This window comes from Stenotrophomonas sp. SKA14 (genome assembly GCF_000158575.1).
GTDB classification, from domain to species: domain Bacteria; phylum Pseudomonadota; class Gammaproteobacteria; order Xanthomonadales; family Xanthomonadaceae; genus Stenotrophomonas; species Stenotrophomonas forensis.
Genome location: NZ_DS999412.1, coordinates 313668 through 332586, shown reverse-complemented (window position 1 = coordinate 332586; position 18919 = coordinate 313668). Strand labels below are relative to the sequence as shown.

Here is an 18919-nt window from a genome sequence, read left to right as displayed (position 1 = left end):
GGATTGTACGCCGCAGCCCGGCTCCGCCGAAGCCGTTCAGCAACCCCACCGGCGGCCGGCTGTGGTCGTCACCCGGCCCCGCTACAATCCTGTCCCCATGCACGGTCTCAATCCCCCCCAAGCCGCCGCCGTCCTGCACATCGAAGGTCCGTTGCTGGTGCTCGCCGGCGCGGGCAGCGGCAAGACGCGCGTGATCGTGGAAAAGATCGCCCACCTGATCGGTTGTGGCCGCTACCCGGCCCGGCGCATCGCGGCGATCACCTTCACCAACAAGTCGGCCAAGGAAATGCGCGAGCGCGTGGCCAAGCGCCTGCGCGAGCAGGACGCCGACGAGGTGACGATCTGTACCTTCCATGCGCTGGGCCTGAAGTTCCTGCAGATCGAGCACGCTGCGGTGGGCCTGAAGCGCGGCTTCTCGATCTTCGATGCCGACGATGCGGCGGCACAGATCAAGGATCTGATGTACGGCGCCAAGCCCGACGACATCGAGGACATGAAGAACCTGGTGTCGCGCGCGAAGAATGCCGGCCTGTCGCCCGAGCAGGCGATGGCCGCCGCACGCAGCAACCGCGAGAAGGAAGCAGCCAGCGTCTACGAGCGCTACCAGCTGCGCCTGACCGCGTTCAATGCAGTCGACTTCGACGACCTGATCCGCCTGCCGGTGCAGATCCTGGAAGAGAACCCGGAGATCGCGATGGCCTGGCGCGAGCGCATCGGCTACCTGCTGGTGGACGAATGCCAGGATACCAACGACGCGCAGTACCGGCTGCTCAAGCAACTGGCCGGCGACAAGGGCAACTTCACCTGCGTGGGTGACGATGACCAGTCGATCTACGCCTGGCGCGGAGCCAACCCGGAGAACCTGCAGCAGATGGGGCGCGATTACCCCGCGCTGGAGATCATCAAGCTGGAGCAGAACTACCGCTGCTCCAACCGCGTGCTGCGCGCAGCCAACGCGCTGATCGCCAACAACCCGCACGAGCACCTGAAGAAGCTGTGGAGCGACCAGGCCGACGGTGAGCGCATCCGCGTGTGGGAATGCCGCAACAGCGAGCACGAAGCCGAAAAGGTCGCGGCCGAGATCGCCTTCGTGGCGCAGTCGCGCAATGTGCCGTGGAGCGATTTCTGCATCCTGTTCCGCGGCAACTTCCAGTCGCGGCCGCTGGAAAAGGCGATGCAGCTGCTGCGCATTCCGTACCACCTGACCGGCGGCACCATGTTCCTGGAACGCCAGGAAGTGAAGGACACGCTGGCCTGGCTGCGCCTGCTGGTGAACCCGGACGACGACACCGCGTTCATGCGCGCGGTGCAGTCGCCCAAGCGCGACGTCGGCGCCGGCACGCTGGCCAAGCTGGCCGAACTGGCACAGGAAAAGGACATGCCGATGGCGCAGGCCGCCGAGGCGATCGGTGCCCTGCAGCAGCTGCCGCCGCGTGCCGCCAACAGCCTGGCCCGCTTCACCGACATCCTGCGCGACCTGCGTGCGCAGACCCGGCAGGTCACCTCCGGCGACATGATCCGCAAGGTCGCCAAGGAATCCGGCCTGCTCAGCGAGCTGCGCCAGCAGGCCAAGGAGGAGGCCAGCTACCAGCGGCGCGCCAACAACATCGAGGAACTGGCGCAGTGGTTCGAGGGCGGCCCGCGCGGTGCCACCGCCGCCGACCTGGCCGGACAGCTGGCGCTGCTGTCGCGCAGCGACAAGGACGAGGGCGGCAACCAGGTGCGGATGATGACCATGCATGCCTCCAAGGGCCTGGAATTCCCCTATGTCTTCATCGTCGGCTGCGAGGATGGCGTGCTACCGCACCAGGTCAGCCTGGACGAGGGCAACCTGCAGGAAGAACGACGCCTGCTGTACGTGGGCATCACCCGCGCCAAGATCCAGCTGTGGATGAGCTACAGCAAGCTGACCCGCAAGTTCGGCGAGCACGTGCGGTTGAAGCCGAGCCGGTTCTTCGAGGAGATCCCGGCCGAGGAGATCCAGCGCGATGGTGCTGATCCGGTGGCCGATGCGGCGCGCAAGAAGGAGCGGGCGAGTGCGGGGTTGGCGGCGATCGAGGCGCTGTTCGATTGATCGGCGAACGGCGCAGCCCCCCGTGGTTGGCGCCGTTCGCATTACATCTGTGGTTCGCATTACATCTGTGGTTGGCCGGGTAGATGGGTTGCGCAGGGGCGTGAGCCGCATGGATGCGGCGACCGAGCTTACAGAGACGTACTTGCAGCGTCCCCTGCGCAGCCCATCTACCCGGCCCTGGACAGGTTCCGTGCGCGCCAGCCACGGAAAAGAAAAAAGAAGATCAAAGGCCACGGCAACAGCCGGGCGTTGAGGCAGAATCGGGGTTTCTGTTGGAGGTCCGTGCGTGCATCCGATTGAAAGCGAACGCCTGCGGCTGCGCCGGATCGATCCGGAGCGCGATGCCGGGCAGATGCTGGCGCTGTTGAACGATCCGGGCTTCGTGCGCTTCATCGGTGATCGTGGCGTGCGTACGCAGCAGGAGGCGCGCGATTACGCGGCGATGCGGGTGTTGCCGGCCTATGCGCTGCATGGCTACGGCATGTACGCCATCGAGCGCCTGGCCGACGGTGCCTGGCTGGGCAATGCCGGGCTGGTGCGGCGTGATGGCCTGCCGGGGCCGGATATCGGCTATGCCGTGCTGTCGGCGTTCGCGGGGCAGGGCTATGCCGGGGAGGCGGCGCGGGCGGTGTTCGCCTACGCGCGTGGCGAACTGGGCCTGCACGATCTGTACGGCATCACCGATCTGGACAACGTGGCGTCCGGGAAGATCCTGCTGGGCCTGGGCATGCAGGAACGCGGGGTGATCCAGTTGCCGGGTGTGGACAGCCCGAGCCGGCTGTATGCCACGCCGGGCGCGGCCGAGGTTTGATCGTGGTGGGTGCCGACCGTTGGCCGGCACCGTATCGGCAGGACATCCGGTCGTGCCGGCCGCTGGCCGGCATCACGGTGAACCTGGGTTGCCGGCCAGCGGCCGGCACTACCGCATGTGGACGTTCAGCCGCGCAGTTCGGCCAGCTGCGCCTGCAGTTCGGCCACGGCCGCTTCCAGCTGTGCCACGCGCTCGGCCAGGCCCGGATCGGCCGCTTCGCTGCCACCGCCGCTGTTGGCGAACTTTGCCGCCAGCGCCGCGCCGTCCACTTCGCCACACAGCAGGTGCATGTAGCGGTCTTCGCGCTGGCCGCTGGCACGCGGCAGCACTACCAGCAGCGCGCGCTGCTGCAGGCGCTCGATGCCGTGTCGGGCTTCGTCGGTGTCGGCGAAACGGTGCAGGCGCTCGCTGCGCGAGACCAGCTCGCCCAGGGTCTGCGGCCCGCGCAGCAGCAGCAGCGCCAGCAGCACGGTCTGCTGCCGGGTCAGGTCCAGCGCGGCCTGCAGGCGGTGCTCGTAGCGGTCGGCCCGTGAGGAGAAGTGCTGGCGGGCCAGGCCCATCGTCTCCAGTTGGCGCAGGGCGTGCTGCACGCTGCCGGCGTCGACGTTCATCACCGGCTCGCGGGCGGTCTTCTGGTTGGCCGCCGACTGCGCGGCATTGACCGTCAGCGGGTAGGTGTCCGGAGTGGTCGCCTCCTTCTCCACCAGGCAGCCCAGCAGGCGGGCCTGCACGGCGTCGAGCAGGGGAACGTCGGGGGTCTGGGCGGAATCGGTCATGGCGGCCTCTGGCAGGGCAACGGGTCAACCGCCAAGCATAGCCGTCCCGGCGGCGGCTTTGCCGGTAAAATGCGCCGGTATATCTGATTGCCGGTGAACCCATGCGTCGTCCCGTTTCCCTGTCCCTGACCCTGCTCGCCACTGCGGCGCTGGGCCTGTCTGCCTGCAAGCGCGTGGACGCGCCTGCCGCCGAAGCCGCTGCCCCGGAGGCCCCGGCCGCCGCCAAGGCCGATGGCGCGCTTGATGCCACCGCCAATGACAATCTCAATGCCGTGCTGTGGATGCAGCGCGCGCAGGAGTACAAGGCGATCACCGAGCAGACCTACCGTGCCGCCGCCGACCACCTCGACGCGGCCCTGAAGGAAGCCCACTGGGACGCACTGGTGCCGGAGGAGCGCGGCAACGAGGCCAAGGGCCTGAAGCCGGCCGTGGTACTGGACGTGGATGAGACCGTGCTGGACAACTCGCCCTACCAGGCGCGCCTGGTGCGCGACGGCAAGGAGTACGACGAGCTGACCTGGGACCAGTGGGTGGCTGAGAAGAAGGCCAAGGCCATTCCCGGCGTGGTTGATTTCGCCAAGGCCGCCAACGCCAAGGGCGTGACCCTGCTGTACATCTCAAACCGCGCCGTGCACCTGAAGGATGCGACCCTGGCCAACCTGCGCGAGCAGGGCCTGCCGGTGGCCGACGACAGCGTGTTCCTCGGCCTGGGCACCGTGGTGCCGGGCTGCGAGCAGAACGGCAGCGAGAAGAACTGCCGCCGCCGCCTGGCCGGCCAGCAGTACCGCGTACTGATGCAGTTCGGCGACCAGCTGGGTGACTTCGTGGAAGTGACCGCCAACACCAACGACGGCCGTGACGCGCTGCTGCAGCAGTACCACGACTGGTTCGGCGAGCGTTGGTGGATGCTGCCGAACCCGACCTACGGCGGCTTCGAGCCGGCGCAGTTCAACAATGACTACAGCCAGTCGCGCCAGGCCCGCCACGACGCCAAGCGCGCCGCCCTGGACTACGCACCGTGAGCCGCGCGCCGCTGCCGCTGCGCGATGACGAGCGCCTGATCTTCGCGCTGGATGTGCCCGACCGCGTGCAGGCACTGGAGTGGGTGGATCGCCTCGGCGACAGCGTGGCGTTCTACAAGATCGGCATGGAGCTGCTGGCCTCCGGCGAGTACTTCCAGGTGCTCGACGAGCTGGCACGACGCGACAAGCGGGTGTTCGTCGACCTGAAGTTCTTCGACATCCCGGCCACCGCTGCGGCGGTGATCAAGCGGTTGTCGCAGTGGCCGGTCAGCTACGCGACCATCCATGGCTGGCATCCGGCAATGATGGAGGCCTGCGCGGCCGCCAACAGCAGCGACATGCGCCTGCTGGCGGTGACCGTGCTGACTTCGATGGGCCGCCCGGACCTGGCGCAGATGGGCATCGACCGCGAGCCGGTGGACGTGGTGGTCGAGCGCGCGCTGGCCGCCCAGGCGGCGGGCATCGATGGCGTGATCGCCTCGGGCCAGGAAGCTGCCCCGATCCGTGCCGCCACCGGTGCTGGCTTCTCGATCGTCTGCCCGGGCATCCGCCCCGGCGGCCCGGTCGGTGATGACCAGAAGCGTACCGTGGGCGTGGCCCAGGCCTTTGCCGATGGCGCCGATGCGATCGTGGTCGGCCGCCCGATCCGCCTGGCCACCGATCCGCAGGCCGCGGCACGGGCAATCCAGCAGGAGATCGCGTCGGCTCTGGCTGCGCGCTGAGCCTGCGGCGAACGCCGGTCACGCCGGCTCTACGAACGCCATCGCGACCCGTGCGCGATGGCGTTCGCATTTGTGCGGCCGCCACTGACGCAGGCAGCACATGGCGTGGAAACTGTGCGCGCGTTCGCCCTGTGGGCACCATCACTGCTTACCAATCGATGCACCGGCACGGACCGCGGCCGCGCCGGTTCCAACCATCGATAGAGGAGTACAGGGATATGTATCGCAGCACCTCTTTGTTCATCGGCCTGCTGTTGGCCGCGTCTGCAGCACCCGTCATCGCCGCACCGCAGGTGCGCGAGGCACCGCGCATCATCGGCGGCGAAGCCGCCCAACCGGGCGAATACCCGTTCATGGTCAGCATCCAGGGCGTCTTCGACGGCGACTCGGACCACGACCGCCATTTCTGCGGCGGCACGCTCATTTCACCGTCGTGGGTACTGACCGCTGCGCATTGCCTGCAGGGCGAGAATCCGACCGGCCTGGCGGTGCTGGCTGGCCAGGCCACGCTCTCCACCCAGGCCGCGTCGCGCGCCTCCAACGTCAAGGCGATCCACGTCCACCCGGCATTCAACAGCGGCAATTCGCTGGAACACGACGTGGCCCTGATCCGGCTCAGTGCACCGCTGGAGGGCGCGCAGCCGGTCGCCCTGCGGCTGCGGCCCGATGCGAGCTATCTCAAGCCGGGACGCGAGTTCACCGTGATCGGCTGGGGCGACACCGACATCGGTGATGGCCGGGTTTATCCGACCCAGCTGCAGACGGTGCAGGTGCCGTTCGTGCCGTTCAACGAATGCCAGCAGGCCTATGGTGGTGAACTGGCACGCGGCAAGGTGATCTGCGCAGGCCGCGAGGGCATCGACAGCTGCCAGGGCGATTCCGGCGGGCCGCTGCTGCTGCGACTGCGCGAGGGCTGGACCCAGTTCGGCGTGGTCAGCTGGGGCGAGGGCTGCGCGCTGGCCGGCTATCCCGGCGTTTATGCCCGAATCGCCGAAAAACACGCCGTAGATTTCATTGAGGCCGTCTGGCAGCGTGATTGATTCAACAAAATCAAATACATATATAGCATTACGTGAAGTGTTGCCTTAACTTGCAGGGCAGCGTAGGATCGCCGCCATCCGGTCCCTGGACCGGACATGTGCCACAACACTGTCCTCCGGCCCCGTGCCGGCTTGAAGAGCCTGTGATCCTCGTGATCCCGGCTCTTTTTTTATGCTTTTCAGCGATTTGCATCCTCGACTGTGGAAACCGTGACGGCCCGGCTTGCCGCTGTCACGTCGCAGGCCGCAAGATGCGGACCGGTCCGGGGAGTCCGAATGCATGAGCGTGGCGGTGCGAGGAAGGTCTGCGCGTGGATGGGGGCTGGCGGCCATGCTGCTGCTGGCCGTGGCGGCGTGCCGCGAGTCTGGCAACGACCCTGCCAAGCCAGCGGCCGAGCCGGTGGCTGCGGTGCAGGCGATGGCGTTGCGCCTGGCCGAAGACGATCTGGTCGGTTACGCCAGGCTGTCGGTACCGCCCAGCCAGTACCAGCGCCTGCAGCAGGCCTGGGCCGAGGGCCACAGCCAGTGGCCGCTGACCGAGCTGCCACTGGGCGACCAGCTGCTGCCGATGCTGGCCGCACTGCGCAAGCCCAATGCCAGCACCGAACTGCAGCGCAGCTTCGACCGCCAGCTGGCCGGCCAGGCCGGTGCGGTGCGCCAGGCCGCACAGTCGATGGGCAACTTCGGCGTGCAGTACCTGCGCCACCAGAAGGGCTACACCCCCGGTCAGCAGGCGCACTACATCGCCCTGGTCGAGACCCTGGCGGTCTGGGCGCAGGGCGCACCGATCAGCGACCGCGCCCGTGCGCGCAGCACCATCGCCGCGCTGGTCGGTGCGGCCGGCAAGGTTGGCTTCGATGACGAGGCCGGCCTGCAGGCCGCAGGCATGGAAGGCAGCCTGCAGCAGCTGGCGCCGTTCATCCACACCCTCAAGGCGGTGCTGGGCAGCTATGGGCTGGGCGTGGACGAAGCACTGCGCAGCGTGCGTGGCGAACTGCTGTCGGTGGAAGGTGACAACGCGCTGGTGCGCCTGCACTACGACCTGGCAGGCCGCGAGATGAGCCTGCAGCTGCCGCTGAGCCGGCGCGACGGCCACTGGTACCTGACCCGCACCCTGGCCGACACCGACGCGCTGTTGCGCAAGGCCGACGCGGCCCGTGCCGACGCGGCGCCGGCCCCGGCCGAAGCCCCCGCCGAGGGCGGGGAAGCGGCAACGCCACCGCCTAAGCCATAATGGCGCCGATGTCGAAACAGAACCCGCTGCCGTTCCCCGGCGAAGAATCCCCGTCGACGCCCGCCGATACGGTGCCGGCGTCCCCCTCGACCGGTACCGGCCCGAACCCGGTACCGCCGCCCGCGCACGCGCGTTCGGCCGGCCGCCGCCCGCTGTGGGCGCGCCTGCTGGGTCGCCTGGTGGAGCCGTGGCTGTCGCTGAAGATCGAACCGGAAGACCCCGGCCAGTACAACGATGGCCGCCCGGTCATGTACGTGCTGGAAGACTATGGCCTGTCCAACGCATTGATCCTGGACAAGGCCTGCCGCCAGGCCGGGCTGCCGTCGCCGCTGGTGCCGCTGGCCGGTGACCCGACCGGCCGCAAGCGCGCCTACCTGGCGCTGTCGCGACGCAGCTCCAGCAATTCGCTGATCCCCGAGCAGCGTGGCGCCAAGACCCACTCCGATTCGCTGGCCAAGGTGCTGCAGGCACATCGCGTGCGCGATGACCTGGACGTGCACCTGGTGCCGGTGTCGATCTTCGTCGGCCGCGCGCCGGACAAGCAGAGCGGCTGGTTCGCCGTGCTGTTCTCGGAAAACTGGGCGCTGGTCGGCCGCTTCCGCCGCCTGCTGGCGGTGCTGCTCAACGGCCGCAGCACCATCGTCCGCTTTGCCCCGCCGATCTCGCTGCGAAGCACCGTGGACGAAGGCCTGGAGCCGGAGCGCACGGTGCGCAAGCTGCAGCGCGTGCTGCGTACCCATTTCCGCCGCATCCGTGAATCGGTGATCGGCCCCGACCTGTCGACGCGGCGCCTGCTGGTCGACCAGGTGCTGGCGGCCGAACCGGTGCGTGAAGCGATCGCCGCACAGGCCAAGCGCGATAATTCGAAGCCGGCCGATGCCTGGAAGAAGGCACATGCCTACGCCTGGGAAATCGCCGCGGACTATTCCAGCCCGGTGGTGCGTTCGGCCAGCTTCATGCTCAGCCACGTGTGGAACCGCATCTATGCGGGCGTGCTGGTGCACCACCTGGACAAGTTCAAGGCCGCCGCGCCGGGCCACGAAGTGGTCTACGTGCCCAGCCACCGCAGCCACATGGACTACCTGCTGCTGTCGTACCTGCTGTACGACCGTGGCATCGTGCCGCCGCACATCGTGGCCGGCATCAATCTGAACCTGCCCGTCGTCGGCACCCTGCTGCGCAAGGGCGGTGCGTTCTTCATCCGCCGCTCGATCCGCGGCAACGCGCTGTACTCGGCGGTACTCAGTGAGTACGTCGCGCAGCTGGTGGCCGGCGGCTACTCGCTGGAGTACTTCGTCGAAGGTGGCCGCTCGCGTACCGGCCGCCTGCTGCAGCCCAAGGGCGGCATGATCTCGATGACGCTGCGCGCGTTCCTGCGCCAGCCGCGCAAGCCGGTGCTGTTCCAGCCCATCTACATCGGCTACGAGAAGCTGATGGAAGGCGGCAGCTACCTGGACGAGCTGTCCGGCCGGCCGAAGGAAAAGGAATCGATCTGGTCGCTGCTGTGGGGCATCCCCAAGGTGCTCAAGCAGAACTATGGCCAGGTGGTGGTGAACTTCGGCGAGCCGATCGCGCTGAACGACGTGCTGGCCGAGAAGGCGCCGGAGTGGAAGGGCGAGGCGGTCTCCGAGGACGAGAAGCCGGCCTGGCTGTCGACCACGGTGGACACGCTGGCCGAGCGCATCCAGGTGCGCATCAACGGTGCCGCCGACGTCAACCCGATCAACCTGCTGGCGCTGGCCCTGCTGTCCACGCCGAAGCATGCGATGGGCGAGGCCGACCTGATCGCGCAGATCGAGCTGTGCAAGACGCTGCTGGTCGAGATGCCGTATTCGGACCGGGTGACGGTGACTCCGCACTCGCCGGAGCGGATCATCGCCCACGCCGAGGAAATCAACGTCCTCACCCGCATCAAGCACCCGCTGGGCGACGTGCTCAGCGTCAGCGGCGATACCGCGGTGCTGCTGAGCTACTTCCGCAACAACGTGGTGCACCTGTTCACCGCCTCGTCGTGGGTGGCCTGCTGCTTCCAGAACAACCGCCGCATGAGCCGTACCGGCCTGGTCCAGCTGGGGCGCACGGTGTACCCGTTCCTGCAGGCCGAGCTGTTCCTGCCGTGGAGCGAGGACGAGTTCGCCCAGCGTATCGACCGGACCATCGATGTGTTCGTGCGCGAAGGCCTGCTGCAGAACGTCAACGATGACGACGGCGGCATCCTGGCGCGCAACACCGGTCAGACCGACGAAGTGTTCCGCCTGCGTGCGATCGGCCATTCACTGCAGCAGGCGTTCGAGCGCTACTACATCGCCATCTCGGTGCTGGTGAAGAACGGCCCGGGTGTGCTCGGCGCGGCCGAGCTGGAAAGCCTGTGCCAGCAGGCGGCGCAGCGGCTGAGCCTGCTGTATGCACCGGCGGCACCGGAGTTCTTCGACAAGTCCCTGTTCCGCGGCTTCATCCAGAAGCTGCGCGAACTGCGCCTGGTATGGCCGGACGAGAACAGCAAGCTGCTGTTCGACGAACGCCTGGATGCCTGGGCCAAGGATGCCAAGTTCATCCTCGGCCGTGAGCTGCGCCACACCATCGAGCGGGTCAGCCCGGAAGCGGCGCGCCCGGACGAGGCTGCGCTGCAGGATTGAACTGAATCCTTGTGGTGGGTGTGGACCTTGGTCCACACACATTCCAGTCGTGCCAACCAAGGTTGGCACCCACCAGAGCAGCAGGCCAACCAGGGTTGGCCCCCACCCGAACCCGGCGTCAGGCTGGTTCGTCGGGAATCTGCAGGCTTTCCAGCCTGGCGATGCAGTCCTTCAGCTGCAGCTTGCGACGCTTCAGGCGTTTGGACTCCAGCTCGTCCTCGCCGTTGGCGGCCATGCGGGTGATCTGTTCATCCAGCAGGCGGTGCTCGGCGCGCAGGGCGGCGAGGTGCTCGACGATCTCGGCGGGGCTGTAGGTGTCCACAGCCTCCGAGCATACACAGCGATGATGACTGCCGGGAGAGGGGAGCCCCTCGGCCCGGCCGCGGCGGCTCCGAGCCGTTAGAATGGAGCCCATGAGTGCCGTGATCTCCCTTCCCGATCCCCCGCCCCGCGCCGCCCGCGATCCGCGCGTGGCCGAGCGCGAGCAGCACAAGCTGGCCAAGCGCCTGCGCCGCCAGGTGGGCGAGGCGATTGCCGACTTCGGCATGATCGAGGCCGGCGACAAGGTCATGGTCTGCCTGTCCGGCGGCAAGGACAGCTACACCCTGCTGGACGTACTGCTGCAGCTGCAGAAGAAGGCGCCGGTGCCGTTCGAGCTGGTGGCGGTGAACCTGGACCAGAAGCAGCCGGACTTCCCCGAGCACGTGCTGCCGGAGTACCTGGCCGGGCTGGGCGTGCCGTACCACATCATCGAGCAGGACACCTATTCGGTGGTCAGCCGGGTCATTCCGGAAGGCAAGACCATGTGTTCGCTGTGCTCGCGCCTGCGTCGCGGCGCGCTGTACAACTACGCCGAGACCCACGGCTTCACCAAGATCGCGCTGGGCCATCACCGCGACGACATGGTGGCCACGTTCTTCATGAACCTGTTCCACCACGCCAAGCTGTCGGGCATGCCGCCGAAGCTGCGCAGCGACGACGGCAGGCACGTGGTGATCCGGCCGCTGGCGTACGTGCGCGAGAGCGACATCGTCGAGTACGCGCAGGCGCGCCAGTTCCCGATCATTCCCTGCAACCTGTGCGGCAGCCAGGAGAACCTGCAGCGTCGCCAGGTCGGCCTGATGCTCAGGCAGTGGGAGAAGGACCACCCGGGCCGCATCGAGCAGATCGCGCGTGCCATGGGCGAAGTGCGGCCCTCGCAGCTGGCCGATACCACCCTGTTCGACTTCATGGCGCTGGGCCGTCGCGACGACGCACCGCTGCCCGACGCCCATGCCTGGCTGGCCGGCTCCCCGGCCGACGCCGACGCAGATCCCGAGACGCCCGCCGTTTAAGGTCGGTCGCCCTTCCTCTTTGCCATCCGGAATTCCATGTTCTTTCGCAACCTGACGTTCTTCCGTTTCCCGACCACCACCGATTTTTCCGAAGTCGACACCCTGCTGCCGCACGCCCTGCTGAAGCCGGTCGGCGCGCTGGAAATGAATTCGCGCGGCTTCATCTCGCCGTTCGGCCGCGAGGAGAAGGAACTGCTCTCCCACCGTATCGCCGAACACCTGTGGCTGACCGTGGGTGGCGAGGACAAGATCCTGCCGGCGGCGGTGGTCAACGATCTGCTCGAGCGCAAGCTGGAGGAGATCGAGGAGAAGGAAGGCCGTCGCCCGGGCGGCCGCGAGCGCAAGCGCATGAAGGACGATCTGCTGCATGAGCTGCTGCCGCGCGCCTTCGTGAAGTCTTCGCGCAATGACGCCTTCATCGACCTGCAGCATGGTTATGTCGCGGTGGATACCTCCAGCCGCAAGACCGGCGAATACTTCATGTCCGACATCCGCGGCCTGCTGGGCAGCTTCCCGGCGATGCCGCTGAATGCCGAAGTCGCGCCGCGCTCGATCCTGACCGGCTGGATTGCCGGCGAGCCGCTGCCGACCGGGCTGAGCCTGGGCGAAGAGTGCGAGATGAAGGACCCGGTGGAAGGCGGTGCGGTGGTCAAGTGCCAGCACCAGGAACTGCGCTGCGATGAGATCGACAAGCACCTGGACGCCGGCAAGCAGGTGACCAAGCTGGCGCTGATCTTCGAAGACAACCTGTCCTTCGTGATCGGCGACGACCTGATCGTGCGCAAGCTGAAGTTCCTCGATGGCGCCCTGGACCAGCTGGAGCATGCCGACGAAGACGGCCGCCGCGCCGAATTCGACGCCCGCTTCGCCCTGCAGAGTGCCGAGATCCGCCGCCTGTTCCTGTTGCTGGAAGAAGCCTTCAAGCTCAGCAAGGCTGACTGAACAGGCACTGCGTGGGCCGCCGGTCATCCAGCGGCCCGAAGCGGCGCTATGCTGGCGCCATGAGCCGCCTGTTGCGCCGCCTGATCTCACCCGCTCCGCCCGCCACCGTGCAGCGTGACACCGTCCGCCTGCGCCTGGAGGATGCCGAGATCGAGGTGCTGCGCGTGCGCGATCCGCGCGCACGCCGGATCAAGCTGAGCGTGGATGAGCGTGGCGCACGGTTGACCCTGCCGCCGCGCGCCAGCCTGGTGATGGGCGAGCGGTTCCTGGAACAGCACCGCGACTGGTTGGCGCTGCAGCTGCGCCAGTACCAGGGCCACGGCCTGCCGGCGCCGCTGCAGCCGGGCGAAGCCGGCGTGCTGCCGTTGCGCGGCGAACTGTTGCCACTGCGTTGGCAGGAAGGCCGCTATGCGCGCCTGGAGATCGACGGGCACGGCGCCTGCGTGCAATGGCCGAGCCGTGGCGGCGATGCCACCCTGCGCCGCCTGCTGCGCGAGTTCTACGAAGCCCAGACCCGTGCCGACGTTGGCCGCTGGTTGCCGAAGTACCTGCCCACCTTGCCGCGCGCGCCCAGCCGCCTGCGGTTGAAGGTGATGTCCTCGCAGTGGGGCTCGCTGGCACCGGATGGCAGCATGGCGCTGGACCTTGCGCTGGTGCTGGGTCGATCCGACGCGTTCGAGTACGTGCTGGTGCACGAACTCTGCCACCTGATCCAGCCGAACCACTCGCCCGCGTTCTGGCATGAAGTGGAACAACGCTTCCCTGCGTGGCGTGAACAGCGCGATTACTTCCAACTGGAAGGGCGCAGACTGAAGGCCATGCTTCGGCAACTGCTGTAGCGCCCGCGCTGCAGCAGTTGCCCACGCATTCTCCCTCTAGCCCCGCCTTCGGCGCGCTCCTTCAACCGAAGGGGCTTCACAATAGACAGCGGCCCGCGTTCGGGCGTGCGCAGTACCGCTGTTCCAGGAAAGGTCATGTGCGAGTTGCTTCAAATCATCAGGATCGCCGGCTTTGCACTTTGTGCGGTTGCGGGGCTGACGGCCGTACTTTCTGCAAACGCATACTGCAAAAAGAACGGGATCAACATGAATACGTTCGAGGGCGTGTTCGAGTTGTATCGACGGGTTTTCAGATTTGAGAACAAACGCCTCTCGATATTGATGTTGTCTACCACCTATGGGGGGGCAATAGTGATGGCGGGGGTTGTCGCCATTACATTCTGGGGGCAGGGGCAAGGGTGTGACTTCCACATCAACAGGCTCGCGCGCTGATCGGTGGCACGCACCCGGCCATGCCACAACGGCAGTGGACCAACAGTCGACGCCACCCACTGTCAGCCACGAGGGGCTCAGCCGTTGGCCGAAACCTCCCTCACCCCGCCCGCAGCGCCGCCGCCGTTGCCCAGCGTGCCGCCACCCGCGGCGCGGTAATGCACACCGCCTGGTCGGTCACCGTGGTCACGGCCCGCTCCAGCAGCTGGATATCCGCCTCATGCTGGCGTGCCACATGCGGGTCCTCGAAGAAGATCGCGCGTTGGCAGCGCCCTTCCAGCACGCGGTCGGCAATCTGCGCATCGCCGCCCATCGGGCCGCTCTGGTAGCGCGTCACCCAGGGCGTGTCACTGGGCCAGCCGCGGCCCCAGGCCAGTTCATTCAAGCGCTGCCCGGTGGTGCCCGTCGCCACGCGTTCGCCGAATCGCGCCAGTACCGCGAAGTGCTCGTCGGCGAAGGCCAGCATCGCCGGCTTCATTGCATCGTGCGCGATCAGCGCCAACGTCTGCCCTTCGAAGCCGTGCAGGTCATCGGCGCCGGCGTCTGCATCCAGACCCGCATGGATACGCTCCACCTCCACCCAGTCGCGCGCGGTGGCCACGGTCGAAATGAACGGCTTGCCGTGGATCACGCACTGTCGTTTCAGCGCCGTGGCTTCCGGAAACACCGATGACGGGTCGACCGGATCGATCAGATAGATCGCACCATCCAGCGTCCGTTCCGGGCCCATGCCGACCACCTCGGCCACCAGCTTCATCAGACCGCCTTCGCGCCCATAGGGGTAACGGTGCAGGCCGTTGTACCCGGCCAGGAATCCCTGTCGCTCGATCGCGTCATGGGTGCGGCCGACCGCGTGCAGCGACACTCCCAGTTCGCGCAGTCCGGGCTCGCTGGCACGCAACCAGCGGAACAGGGCCGCACGCGCGTCGTGATGGTGGAGACGGTTGGCAGCCAGGCCGATGCGCATCGAGAGCTCCGCAGATACGGGTGAAAGCGGCAGTGTATGTCGGCATTCCCCCTTCTGGATGTTTTTACAACTTTCTTCATTGCTGCCTGCTGACACGTCGCTAGCGTGGCAGGCAGCGGTACCGCTGCGCGGCCGTTTCTCCCGCCGGCGAATGAGGATGCCTGCCGTGAACGTCGTTGGGTTTCCTGCCGCTGCCGTGATGGCATGCCTGCTGCTGCCAACCACCACCTCCGCGCGTTGTGGCTCGCCGCTGCGTATCGCCTGGCCATCCGACCGCATGCCGTTGTCCACCAGTGTGCAGGGGCAGGCGAACGGACCCGATGCGGACTACCTGGCGCTGCTGGGTGCCCAGCGACCCTTGCAGCCAGAACCGCTGCCGGCCGCTGCGGTGGCCGAGGGCAGGGTGCCCGACGGCATCCAGGCGCTGCTGGGCTGGCCCCGTTCGCAACTGCCCCCGGGCTGGGTGGCCAGCGCTCCCTACCTGCAGCTGCCGCAGGTGATCGTACAGCGCCGGGATGCGCCGCCGGTGATGGGCATAGGCGCGCTGCAGGGGCGCACCGTGGCCAGTCCCGATCCCGGGCCGCTGGCCGCGATGCTGGCCGAACAGGCGCCGGGCGCACAGCTGCTTCCCCCTGCACCGCTCGATGACGCCCTCTCGCTTCTGGGCACTGGCCTGGTCGATGCGGTGATCGCCAATCTGGGCGAGGTCGAGGCCGCTCTGCGGCGTTACCACGGAGACCCACTGGTGGTCGCTGCACCGGCGGGCTTCGATGATGCGCTGGTGCTGGCCACCGTGCCTGCCTGTGCTGGGGTCATTGATGAGTTCGAGCAGGCCGTGTCGGGTTTGAGTGGCGCCCAACGCGAGGCGATCCGTGCGGCCTGGCTGCCGGCCACGCCGCGAAGCCAGTCGTCGCCCTCGGCACTGCACTGGCTGGTGCCGGCCTCGCTGATCCTGCTGGCGCTCGCGCTGGTGTATGCGTTCGGCTATTGGCGCGTGCACCGTGAAAGCGAGCGACGTCGCGTGGCCGCGCAGCGGCTGCGGGAGGTGACGTCGAATCTGCCGGCCGTGGTGTTCCAGGCGCGCCGTTCGGCAGCAGGCCATTACAGCATTCCGCAGATCGCTGGGGACGTGCAGGCGCTGTTCGGGATCAGCGTCGAGACCGCGCTGATCGATCCTCAGCGCTTGCTGGCGGCGGTCCACCCCGATGATCGCGTGCGACTGACCGAAGCGGTCGATGCCGCTGCGCTGGCGCGCGAGCCGATCGACGTCCTCTTCCGCACGCAGTCGCCGCTGGGCTGGCGCTGGGTGCACTCGCATGGACGGCCGTTGCCGCGCGCCGAGGGCATTGTCGAGTGGAGCGGCTACTGGATGGATGTCAGCGAGGTGCAGTCGCGCACCCGCGCGCTGGCACAGGCCCGGCGCGAGGCCGAGCAGGTGGCGCTGGCCAAGACCCACTTCCTTGCGACGATGAGCCACGAGATCCGTACACCGATGAGCACCCTGATGGGCATGCTCGAACGCTTGGCCGACAGCGAGCTGGAGGTGCACCAGCGGCAGGTGCTTGCCACGGTTGGAGATGCGGCGAGGATGCTGCGGCAGATCCTTGACGATGTGCTGCACAGCCAGCGCCTGCAACCTGCGCCCCTGCAGCTGCGTCCAACTGACCTCGCCGCCTTGCTGCGCGCGGTGCAGCAGCTGTTGATGCCTGTCGCGGCCAGCCGCGGACTGCACCTCACGGTTGAACTCGATCCGGCACTGCAGGCCGGACTGCTCGCTGACGGCCTGCGTTTGCGCCAGATCCTGTTCAATCTCGCTGGCAACGCGTTGAAGTTCACCGAGCATGGCGGGGTGGAACTGCAGGTGCAGGTCCTGCAGCGGTTGCAGGGTGGCCAGCGGCTGCGCCTGCAGGTGAGCGACAGCGGTGTGGGCATCAGTCCGGAGCGGCAGCAGGCGGTGTTCGCTGCCTACACCCAGGCCGAGACGTCGACCGCGCGCCGCTTCGGCGGAAGCGGCCTGGGCCTGGCGATCTGCCGTGAGCTGGCGTCGTCGATTGGCGCGGAGCTGCAGCTGCACAGCAGGCCTGGCGAAGGCACCACGGTGTGGATGGAGCTGGAGCTGGCCAGCTGCGAGCTGCCCGTAGGAGTGTCACCCTTGCCGGCCGCAGCGATGCAGCCACTGCCGCACGCCCGGGTGCTGGTGGCCGAAGACCATCCCACCAACCTGCACCTGCTGGAGCAGCGCCTGCGTGGCCTGGGGCTGCACGTGCAGGCCTGCACCGACGGTCGCAAGGCCCTTGAAGCGTGGCATGCGGGAGCGTTTGATCTGGTGATCACCGACTGCCACATGCCGGACGTGGATGGGTTCGCACTGGCGCGGGCGATCCGCGCCGACATGTGTCCTGCCCGCGCGCAGGTTCCTATCATCGCGCTCACCGCCAGCGTGCTGGACCGGACACGCAAGGCCTGCCGCGACGCTGGTATCGATCATTTCCTGGCCAAACCGGTGGAAACGCACGCGTTGAATGCGCTGTTGGCCAGGCTGCTGGCGCCGGACTCAACGCGCCAGTAGGCGCACGATGCTGGCGGCGGCATCACGGCCCTCGGCCACAGCGGTCACCACCAGGTCGGCGCCGCGTACCGCATCGCCACCGGCGAACAGGCGCGGGTGCGCGGTCTGGAACGGCAGGCGGTCCTTGCCACCGGCCACGATGCGGCCGTTGGACTGCCCTTCCACGCCGTGCTCGGCCAGCCATGCCGGCACGGTCGGCGAGAAGCCGAAGGCGATGATCACCACATCCGCTTCCAGCAGCGATTCGCTGCCGTCGATCGGGACCGCGTTCTGGCGGCCGTTGGCATCGGGCTCGCCCAGCCGGGTCTCGACCACGGTCACGCCGATCACTTCATCATCGGCGCCCGCTTCGATCGACAGCGGTTGTCGGTTGAACAGGAAGCGCACACCTTCCTCGCGCGCGTTGGCCACTTCGCGGGCACTGCCGGGCATGTTGGCCTCGTCGCGGCGGTAGGCGCAGGTGACCTTGGCCGCGCCCAGCCGTACTGCGCTGCGCACGCAGTCCATGCCGGTATCGCCACCACCGAGCACCACCACGCGCTTGCCGTTGAGGTCGGGCAGGGCGATGGTGTCTTCCCAGCCGGCGATCGGCCGGCCCTTCGGATCATCACCGCCGACAATGCGGCTGTTCTGCACCAGGAACGGCAGCGCCGGCAGCACGCCCTTCAGGTCCTGGCCGTCGAGGCCACCGTCGGTGTAGCGGTAGGCGCCGGTGCCGACGAACACGGCATCGTGGGTGTCCAGCAGCTGCTGCACGCTGACATCGCGGCCGATCTCCACGCCCAGGCGGAACTGCACGCCCATGCCTTCCAGTACTTCGCGGCGGCGGTGGATCACGTCCTTGTCCAGCTTGAAGCTGGGAATGCCGAACTGCAGCAGGCCACCGATCTGCTCATAGCGGTCGTAGACCACGGCGGTGATGCCGGCGCGGGCCAGGCGGTCGGCGCAGGCCAGGCCGGCCGGGCCGGCACCGATCACCGCCACGCTGTGGCCGGTCGGCTGCACCGCGCCCAGGTCCGGGCGCCAGCCACTGGCCAGCGCGGTATCGACGATGTACTTCTCGACCGCGCCGATGGTGACCGCGCCGAATTCCTCCAGCGTGCAGCTGCCTTCGCACAGGCGGTCCTGCGGGCAGACGCGGCCGCACACCTCCGGTAGCGGGTTGGTGCTGTGGCACAGCGTGGCGGCTTCGTGGATGCGGTTTTCCTGCACCAGCTGCAGCCACTGCGGAATGGCGTTGTGCACCGGGCACTTCCAGCTGCAGTACGGGTTGCCGCAGTCCAGGCAGCGGCCGGCCTGGTACTGGGCGTCTTCCTTGCCGAACTTGCCGTACAGCTCGCCCCAGTCGCCGGAGGTGCGCAGTTCCACCGGGATGCGCTGCGGCATGGTGCGGGGCAGGTCGAGGAACTGGAAAGCGTGCTTGCGGCTCATGGCTGGCTCTTTGATGTTTTCCGGTTGCCGGCCAGCGGCCGGCACTACGTGATTCTGGGTTGCCGGCCAGCGGCCGGCACTACCGGGCGA

Annotated in this window: 16 protein-coding genes; 12 read left to right on the top strand and 4 right to left on the bottom strand. The window is 67.7% G+C overall.

Going from position 1 to position 18919, the window contains the following annotated elements:
• Positions 1-97 precede the first annotated feature (97 nt).
• Both SSKA14_RS01700 and SSKA14_RS01695 read left to right on the top strand, forming a co-directional pair.
• Positions 98-2074 (top strand): UvrD-helicase domain-containing protein, encoded by a 1977-nt coding sequence (locus SSKA14_RS01700; RefSeq protein WP_008266845.1) that lies wholly within the window; start codon positions 98-100, stop codon positions 2072-2074.
• 286 nt (positions 2075-2360) lie between these two features.
• Positions 2361-2885, top strand: a complete 525-nt coding sequence (locus SSKA14_RS01695) for a GNAT family N-acetyltransferase (RefSeq protein ID WP_008265927.1) — start codon at positions 2361-2363, stop codon at positions 2883-2885.
• Between the two features lie 125 nt (positions 2886-3010).
• Here SSKA14_RS01695 and SSKA14_RS01690 read toward each other — a convergent pair whose 3' ends face one another.
• Positions 3011-3661 carry a DUF480 domain-containing protein gene (locus SSKA14_RS01690; RefSeq protein ID WP_008265089.1) on the bottom strand — a complete coding sequence of 217 codons (651 nt, stop codon included), beginning with the start codon at positions 3659-3661 and terminating at the stop codon, positions 3011-3013.
• A 101-nt stretch (positions 3662-3762) separates the two neighbouring features.
• On the opposite strand from SSKA14_RS01690, the gene SSKA14_RS01685 reads away from it, so the two are divergent.
• The 5 genes from SSKA14_RS01685 (at position 3763) to plsB (ending at position 10315) form a co-directional block, all read left to right on the top strand.
• A complete protein-coding gene (locus tag SSKA14_RS01685; protein ID WP_008266943.1) occupies positions 3763-4683 on the top strand; it encodes a 5'-nucleotidase, lipoprotein e(P4) family in 921 nt (306 codons plus the stop codon).
• Entirely contained in the window at positions 4680-5405 is a 726-nt protein-coding gene (gene pyrF / locus SSKA14_RS01680; RefSeq protein ID WP_004153432.1) for an orotidine-5'-phosphate decarboxylase, read from the top strand. Before SSKA14_RS01685 ends, pyrF begins: the two co-directional genes overlap by 4 nt.
• Positions 5406-5623: 218 nt before the next feature.
• Entirely contained in the window at positions 5624-6445 is an 822-nt protein-coding gene (locus tag SSKA14_RS01675; RefSeq protein WP_008268514.1) for a serine protease, read from the top strand.
• 280 nt (positions 6446-6725) lie between these two features.
• Complete coding sequence (locus SSKA14_RS01670) at positions 6726-7679, top strand: hypothetical protein (protein WP_040006758.1); 954 nt, start codon at positions 6726-6728, stop codon at positions 7677-7679.
• On the top strand, positions 7679-10315 hold the full coding sequence (gene plsB / locus SSKA14_RS01665) for a glycerol-3-phosphate 1-O-acyltransferase PlsB (RefSeq protein ID WP_008266566.1): 2637 nt from the start codon (positions 7679-7681) through the stop codon (positions 10313-10315). Before SSKA14_RS01670 ends, plsB begins: the two co-directional genes overlap by 1 nt.
• 118 nt (positions 10316-10433) lie before the next feature.
• Here plsB and SSKA14_RS01660 read toward each other — a convergent pair whose 3' ends face one another.
• Positions 10434-10637, bottom strand: coding sequence for a YdcH family protein (locus SSKA14_RS01660; protein WP_004153435.1), 204 nt, complete (start codon positions 10635-10637; stop codon positions 10434-10436).
• A gap of 91 nt (positions 10638-10728) precedes the next feature.
• Between SSKA14_RS01660 and ttcA the strand changes: the two genes are divergently transcribed.
• From ttcA to SSKA14_RS01640, 4 genes are all read left to right on the top strand, one after another.
• Entirely contained in the window at positions 10729-11649 is a 921-nt protein-coding gene (ttcA, locus tag SSKA14_RS01655; protein ID WP_040006755.1) for a tRNA 2-thiocytidine(32) synthetase TtcA, read from the top strand.
• Positions 11650-11685: 36 nt separating this feature from the next.
• Positions 11686-12591: a recombination-associated protein RdgC gene (locus tag SSKA14_RS01650; protein ID WP_005411825.1), complete on the top strand. Its 906-nt coding sequence runs from the start codon at positions 11686-11688 to the stop codon at positions 12589-12591.
• A gap of 59 nt (positions 12592-12650) precedes the next feature.
• Positions 12651-13430, top strand: coding sequence for a SprT family zinc-dependent metalloprotease (locus SSKA14_RS01645; RefSeq protein ID WP_040006751.1), 780 nt, complete (start codon positions 12651-12653; stop codon positions 13428-13430).
• A gap of 135 nt (positions 13431-13565) precedes the next feature.
• Entirely contained in the window at positions 13566-13862 is a 297-nt protein-coding gene (locus SSKA14_RS01640) for a hypothetical protein (RefSeq protein WP_040006749.1), read from the top strand.
• A gap of 100 nt (positions 13863-13962) precedes the next feature.
• On the opposite strand, the gene SSKA14_RS01635 is transcribed toward SSKA14_RS01640, so the two are convergent.
• Positions 13963-14829: a methylglyoxal synthase gene (locus SSKA14_RS01635; protein ID WP_008264700.1), complete on the bottom strand. Its 867-nt coding sequence runs from the start codon at positions 14827-14829 to the stop codon at positions 13963-13965.
• A 157-nt stretch (positions 14830-14986) separates the two neighbouring features.
• Between SSKA14_RS01635 and SSKA14_RS01630 the strand changes: the two genes are divergently transcribed.
• Complete coding sequence (locus tag SSKA14_RS01630) at positions 14987-17398, top strand: ATP-binding protein (protein ID WP_008267301.1); 2412 nt, start codon at positions 14987-14989, stop codon at positions 17396-17398.
• Here SSKA14_RS01630 and SSKA14_RS01625 read toward each other — a convergent pair.
• Positions 17384-18829 carry an FAD-dependent oxidoreductase gene (locus SSKA14_RS01625; protein ID WP_040006747.1) on the bottom strand — a complete coding sequence of 482 codons (1446 nt, stop codon included), beginning with the start codon at positions 18827-18829 and terminating at the stop codon, positions 17384-17386. The genes SSKA14_RS01630 and SSKA14_RS01625 overlap by 15 nt on opposite strands.
• Between the last annotated feature and the right edge of the window lie 90 nt (positions 18830-18919).

Excerpts from the sequence above, each read along its gene's own strand:
- SSKA14_RS01675 (WP_008268514.1), top strand. The coding sequence starts at position 5,624 with ATGTATCGCAGCACCTCTTTGTTCATCGGCCTGCTGTTGGCCGCGTCT.
- SSKA14_RS01685 (WP_008266943.1), top strand. The coding sequence starts at position 3,763 with ATGCGTCGTCCCGTTTCCCTGTCCCTGACCCTGCTCGCCACTGCGGCG.
- SSKA14_RS01645 (WP_040006751.1), top strand. The coding sequence starts at position 12,651 with ATGAGCCGCCTGTTGCGCCGCCTGATCTCACCCGCTCCGCCCGCCACC.
- SSKA14_RS01690 (WP_008265089.1), bottom strand. The coding sequence starts at position 3,661 with ATGACCGATTCCGCCCAGACCCCCGACGTTCCCCTGCTCGACGCCGTG.
- SSKA14_RS01635 (WP_008264700.1), bottom strand. The coding sequence starts at position 14,829 with ATGCGCATCGGCCTGGCTGCCAACCGTCTCCACCATCACGACGCGCGT.
- SSKA14_RS01630 (WP_008267301.1), top strand. The coding sequence starts at position 14,987 with ATGCCTGCCGTGAACGTCGTTGGGTTTCCTGCCGCTGCCGTGATGGCA.
- ttcA (WP_040006755.1), top strand. The coding sequence starts at position 10,729 with ATGAGTGCCGTGATCTCCCTTCCCGATCCCCCGCCCCGCGCCGCCCGC.
- SSKA14_RS01700 (WP_008266845.1), top strand. The coding sequence starts at position 98 with ATGCACGGTCTCAATCCCCCCCAAGCCGCCGCCGTCCTGCACATCGAA.
- SSKA14_RS01670 (WP_040006758.1), top strand. The coding sequence starts at position 6,726 with ATGAGCGTGGCGGTGCGAGGAAGGTCTGCGCGTGGATGGGGGCTGGCG.
- SSKA14_RS01640 (WP_040006749.1), top strand. The coding sequence starts at position 13,566 with ATGTGCGAGTTGCTTCAAATCATCAGGATCGCCGGCTTTGCACTTTGT.
- SSKA14_RS01625 (WP_040006747.1), bottom strand. The coding sequence starts at position 18,829 with ATGAGCCGCAAGCACGCTTTCCAGTTCCTCGACCTGCCCCGCACCATG.
- plsB (WP_008266566.1), top strand. The coding sequence starts at position 7,679 with ATGGCGCCGATGTCGAAACAGAACCCGCTGCCGTTCCCCGGCGAAGAA.
- SSKA14_RS01650 (WP_005411825.1), top strand. The coding sequence starts at position 11,686 with ATGTTCTTTCGCAACCTGACGTTCTTCCGTTTCCCGACCACCACCGAT.